3 protein-coding genes and 1 pseudogene are annotated in these 5,584 nt (G+C 60.0%); all 4 read right to left on the bottom strand.

All coding sequences use genetic code 11. From position 1 onward, the window contains the following. Positions 1–741, bottom strand: a 741-nt coding sequence (locus VNX23_RS24185) for a DUF444 family protein (RefSeq protein WP_325634089.1), incomplete at its 3' end; no start/stop codon positions are given. A 13-nt stretch (positions 742–754) separates the two neighbouring features. Further along, a complete protein-coding gene (locus VNX23_RS24180) occupies positions 755–2,698 on the bottom strand; it encodes a PrkA family serine protein kinase (RefSeq protein ID WP_325634088.1) in 1,944 nt (647 codons plus the stop codon). A gap of 710 nt (positions 2,699–3,408) precedes the next feature. Next, positions 3,409–5,070: pseudogene (locus tag VNX23_RS24175) on the bottom strand (NAD-dependent malic enzyme); the annotation flags it as partial. 24 nt (positions 5,071–5,094) lie between these two features. Beyond that, positions 5,095–5,584: lyase family protein (locus tag VNX23_RS24170; RefSeq protein WP_325634087.1), on the bottom strand; the 490-nt coding region annotated here is incomplete at its 5' end.

The raw sequence follows: 5,584 nt of genomic DNA, 5'->3' as shown, positions 1-5,584 counted from the left end.
GACGTCCATCAGGCAGAACATGACCGCCTGGGCCACTGGCTTCGGCACCGTCTCGAAACGGCGGAAGCGGATGTCGATGGGATCGATGAAGGGAATCCGGCGGATTTTCGATTTGAGGGTGTCGATTTTTGCCAACAGCTCGCCGCGCCGGGCCTCGTCGCAATCCTCAAGTTCGGCTTCGAGTTCCGCGATCGCCTCCGGCCGCGGCCGCCGCAACGCGACGCGCCGCATCAAGGCCTTGCTTACGGTGCGACTAACAGAGAGGTTTGCCGGCGAACCCGACGTCGTATAGCCCGCGCGATGAACGCCCTCACTTTTCACGTCGGCGAGCCTGCGCTTGGTCAGCTCCGGCAATTCCAGATCGTCGAGGAAAAGGTCGACGAATTCGTCACGGTTCAGGACAAAGCGGAACGCGTCCTCGCCATCGCCCTCGCCCGGCTGCGATCCCCGCCCTCCCCGGCCTCCATCGGGGCGCGGAAGAATGTCGCCTTCAACGAACTTCTTGTTGCCGGGCAGTACCGTGTCGCGCGTGCCGCCTCCCGTGCGGAAGCGCGGCTCATGCGTGCCATCGAGCGGAATCGAGACCTCGCCGCCCTCCAGGACATCCTTGATGTCGCGGTCCTGCGAGCTCTTCTTGACGGCCGCTTGGACCAGAGACTTGGCACGCCGCAAGAACCGCTGCCGGTTCTCGAGACTCTTGCCGCCAGGATTCAGGCGCCGGTCGACGAAATGAATGACCACTTTCGCATCCGCCTCAACCGGCTTGCTTCACCCGCATGTACCACTCGACCAGCCGCCGGACCTGCCGCTCGGTGTAGCCGCGCGCCACCATGCGCGCGACGAACTCGTCGTGCTTTTTCTCGGTATCGCCGTCCTTCTTCGAACCGAACGAGATCACCGGAAGCAGTTCCTCGACCTGAGAGAATATCCGCTTCTCGATGACCTCGCGGATCTTCTCGTAAGAGGTCCAGCTCGGGTTCTTGCCGCCGTTTTGGGCACGCGAGCGCAGTGAGAACTTGACAACCTCGTTGCGAAAATCCTTAGGATTGGCTATTGCGGCAGGCTTCTCGATCTTGGTCAGCTCCTGATTGAGCAGTTCGCGGTTGAGCATCTGGCCAGTATCGGGATCCTTGAAGTCTTGATCCTCGATCCAGGCGTCGGCGTAATCGACGTAACGGTCGAACAGGTTCTGGCCGTAGTCGGCGTAGGATTCCAGATACGCCTTTTGGATCTCGTTGCCGATGAACTCCGCATAGCGTGGCGCAAGGTCGGCTTTGATGGACTCGAGATAGCGCTTCTCGACCTCGTCCGGCAGCTGTTCGCGACGGAGGGCCTGCTCCAGCGTATACATGAGGTGAACGGCGTCAGCGCCAATCTCAGTCGTGTCATGATTGAAGGTTGCGGCGAGCACCTTGAACGCGAAGCGGGTCGAGACGCCGTCCATGCCTTCGTCGACGCCGGCGGCATCCCTGTATTCCTGGACGCTGCGGGCCTTCGGATCGGACTCCTTCAGGCTCTCGCCGTCATAGACCCGCATTTTTGCAAACAGGGTCGAGTTCTCATGCCTGCGCAGGCGCGACATCACCGAAAAGCGCGCCAGTGTCTCCAGCGTGGCCGGCGCGCAGGGCGCGTCAGCCAGCTCGGAGCCCTGGATCAGCTTCTCGTAGATCTTCTGCTCCTCGATCACGCGCAGGCAATACGGGACCTTGATGACGCAGATGCGGTCGATGAAAGCCTCATTATTCTTGTTTGATTTGAAGCTCTGCCATTCGGCCTCATTGGAGTGCGCCAGAATGATACCGGTGAACGGAATCGCACCGATGTTCTCGGTGCCGATATAGTTGCCTTCCTGGGTCGCGGTGAGCAGCGGATGCAGCATCTTGATAGGTGCCTTGAACATCTCGACGAATTCGAGGATGCCCTGGTTGGCGCGATTGAGACCGCCGGAATAGCTATAAGCATCGGGATCGTTCTGGGCGAAAGTCTCCAGCTTGCGAATGTCCACCTTGCCGACCAGCGAGGAAATATCCTGGTTGTTCTCGTCGCCGGGCTCAGTCTTCGCGATCGCGATCTGCCGCAGCCGCGACGGCTGCATCCTGGCCACGCGGAATTGAGAGATGTCGCCGCCAAAGGCTTCAAGACGCTTGTAGCACCAGGGGCTCATCAATCCGGTCAGACGGCGGCGCGGAATGCCGTACTTCTCCTCGATCATCGGCCCGAGGGTCTCCGGATCGAACAGGCTGAGCGGACTTTCAAAGACCGGGCTGAGTTCGTCGCCTGCCTTCAGCACGTAGATCGGATGCACTTCCATCAACGATTTGAGCCGCTCGGCAAGTGACGACTTGCCGCCGCCGACCGGGCCCAGCAAATAAAGGATCTGCTTGCGTTCCTCGAGGCCCTGCGCGGCATGCCGGAAGAACCCGACGATGCGTTCGATCGTCTCTTCCATGCCGTGGAAGCCGGAGAACGCCGGATAGATGCGCATGGTGCGATTCAAAAAGATACGGCCAAGGCGCGGGTCCTTGGCCGTGTCGATCATCTGAGGCTCACCGATCGCCGCTAGCAATCGCTCCGCAGCATTGGCGTATCGCATCGGATCGCCTCGACACGAGTCCAGATACTCCGCAATCGACATATCACTCTGGCTTCGTGCCTTGAAGGATCGTGCGAAAGCGTTGAACAGAGAATCGTTATACATTCTCTCCGCGCGTGTGGTCGCCTCACCGTTTACTCGCTGGCAGCCGAATCGAGCGAATGCTTTGGCCCGCATCAACCTGCGAACCTTTGTCAGCCCGCCGCCGGCAGTCACCCGCAAACCTAAGACGATCGTGATCAGCGGCTCAATTGAACCGTAGGTTTCATCCGGCATCTAAAGAGGTTACGGAACGATACGAAGGTTTGTGGCGCTCACCCTCAGTCGTAGAGGTCGCCAGGCAATGATCGTTCGTCCCGGCTCGAGCAGGCTCTCGGGAGCTTCTGGTCGTGAGACTCGGAGCGGCCATCCACTGGTCGCGTTACTTTGAGTGCGCGCTCGGCCTCCAACGGACTTGCGGTCGCCACACCGCCGTACTCGTCGCAGAAGCCGTACGTTTCGCGCAAGTTAGAGCTCGGCAGGGCGTGTCCACAAGGGTAACTCACTCTGCGTAGTTATCTGGGACACGTTGCAGGCCCCCGATGTGCCAGATCGATCGCATTGTCGTTCTGCCGATCATGCGAACGCGTTCGGAAATCGTGACATGGTACGTGATGATGGGTGCAACGGGACGCTGAGCACAAACAACTGCCAGGTCCGAACGTACGCCATCTTCACCTTCTCCTGGACGAGCGGGATCGCTACGCTTGTTTTGGAACGGCAGAACGGCGATGGAAGGCGGTTTGGGGAACGGAAGCGCCGCGGCGCGGCCCGCTTTAGCGGCCCCGGGTGGCCTCGGCTGCCGCAAGCGCGGGATATTCCGGCTTGTAGACATGGCTGCGAATGAACGCGACCATATCGGCGGGTCGCGGCACGCGAGCCAGGCCCGAGTCGAACACCAGCGTTGCCACCCGCGCAGCGGTCTGGATTTCCGTTTCCAGGATATTCGCCTGCGGCGGATAGAGGAGACCTTGCCTCAATAGCTCGGGCGCCACCTGATCAGCCACACCCCCCGCCGCCTCGATAAACATCTCATCAGTTACCCGCAACGCCTGGGTCGCAAAGATCGCCATTCCGACGGCCGGGAAGATGTAGAAGTTGTTGGCCTGGCCCGGCAGGAATGTCTGCCCGTTGAGATGAACCGGCGGAAACTGCACGCCAGCCGCGTAGATCGCCTTGCCCTTCGACCAGGTGTACGCCTGCTCGGGCGTGCACTCGGCCTTCTCTGTCGGGTTCGACAGCGCGAGCACGACCGGGCGTTCGTTGATGCGCGACATCGCCTCGATCACCGCCTGCGTGAACGCGCCCCCGACCGTGCTGACGCCAATGATCGTAGTCGGTTTTATGCTCTCGATGGCAGCGACGAAGTCCCGCGTCGGCGCATGCCGGTGAGCGTACGGCCTCTGAAAATCGACAAGATCGGTGCGCGTAGACTCGAGCAGGCCGTTGACGTCAAACATGTAGACCCGCGATTGCGCCTCTTTCAGCGTCATGCCTTGCGCAACCAGCGCGGAGCACAGCAGATTGGCAAGGCCGATGCCAGCCGAACCAGCACCGAGGAACAGATATTTCTCGTCCTTGAGTCTCGTTCCCTTGATCTTCACCGCGTTGATCATTCCGGCAAGCGTGATCCCCGCCGTGCCCTGCACGTCGTCATTGTAGACGCAGTATTTGTCGCGGTAGCGCTCTAGCAGGTGGATGGCATCCACTCCAGTCCAATCCTCGAAGTGGACGCAGCATTTCGGGAAGACCTCCTGAACGGCTTCGACGAACTCGTCGACAAAGGAGTAGAGCTCCTCAGTCGGCGGCCGAGTCTTGCGCATGCCCAAATACAGCGGATCGTGCAGATACTGCTCGTTGTTCGTGCCGGCATCAAGATACATGGGCAGCAGATATTGCGGGGGCACTCCGGCACAGGCGGTGTAGAGCTGCAGCTTGCCGATCGGGATGCCTGCACCGTTGGCTCCGAGATCGCCGAGACCTAAAATGCGACCGCCGTCGGTGACGCAGATGAAGCGGACATCCTTCTGCGGCCAATTTCTCAGAATCTCCTTCACGCTGCCGCGACGCGTCATCGACAGGTACATGCCGCGTGTCTGGCGATAGATATGACCGAACTTCAGACAGGCCTCGCCGATCGTGGGATCGTAGACGATCGGAAGGAAGCGGGCCGGATCGGACATGACGGTTCGATAGAACAGCGTCTCGTTGTGGTCGAGCAGGTTGACCAGATAGATGTAACGCTCAAGATCGGTCGTCTTGTGACCGAGCTGTGCCATCACGCGGCTCAGTTGGACGTCCATCGTTTCGGTGACGTCGGGCACGAGGCCGACGATGCCAAGCGCCCGATTTTCCGCCTCGGTGAATGCCGTCGACTTGTTGAGTGAAGGGTCCCGCAACAGATCGATTCCGTGCTTGCTGATAGTCATTTTTCTCTCCTGGTTGAGACTCTGTGACCGATTTCAGACTGCGTCGGACTTGGCCGGTGCAGCCGCCACGTATGGTTTCACCATCTTGGTGGGATCGACCACGCGGTCGAAGTCCTCTTCGCTGACGAAGCCGAGCCTAAGCGCGGCAGCCTTCAGTGTCAGATCGTTGTCCATCGCGTAATGCGCGATTTTCGAGGCCTTGTCGTAGCCGATCACAGGCGACAGCGCTGTCACCAGCATCAATGAACGTTCGACATACTCGTTGATCTTCTTCAGGTTGGGTTTGGTGCCCTCCACCAGGAATTTGCGGAAGTTGACGCAGCCGTCGCTCAGGATCGTGATCGAGTGCGTGATGTTGAAGATCATCAGCGGCTTGTAGACATTCATTTCGAGATAGCCGCCGGCGCCGCCAAAGCCGACCGCGACGTCGTTCGCCATGACCTGCACGGCGATCATCGCAAGCGCCTCGCACTGGGTCGGGTTGACTTTGCCCGGCATGATCGACGAGCCCGGTTCGTTCTCC

Origin of the sequence: Bradyrhizobium sp. (assembly GCF_035570375.1) — a bacterium.
Classification (GTDB): domain Bacteria; phylum Pseudomonadota; class Alphaproteobacteria; order Rhizobiales; family Xanthobacteraceae; genus Bradyrhizobium.
Note: the sequence above shows the minus strand (reverse complement) of the source record. Positions and strands in the feature narration are given on the sequence as shown.

What these genes read in the sequence shown, in the direction of transcription:
- VNX23_RS24180 (WP_325634088.1), bottom strand. Translation starts at nt 2,698, where the DNA reads ATGTATAACGATTCTCTGTTCAACGCTTTCGCACGATCCTTCAAGGCA.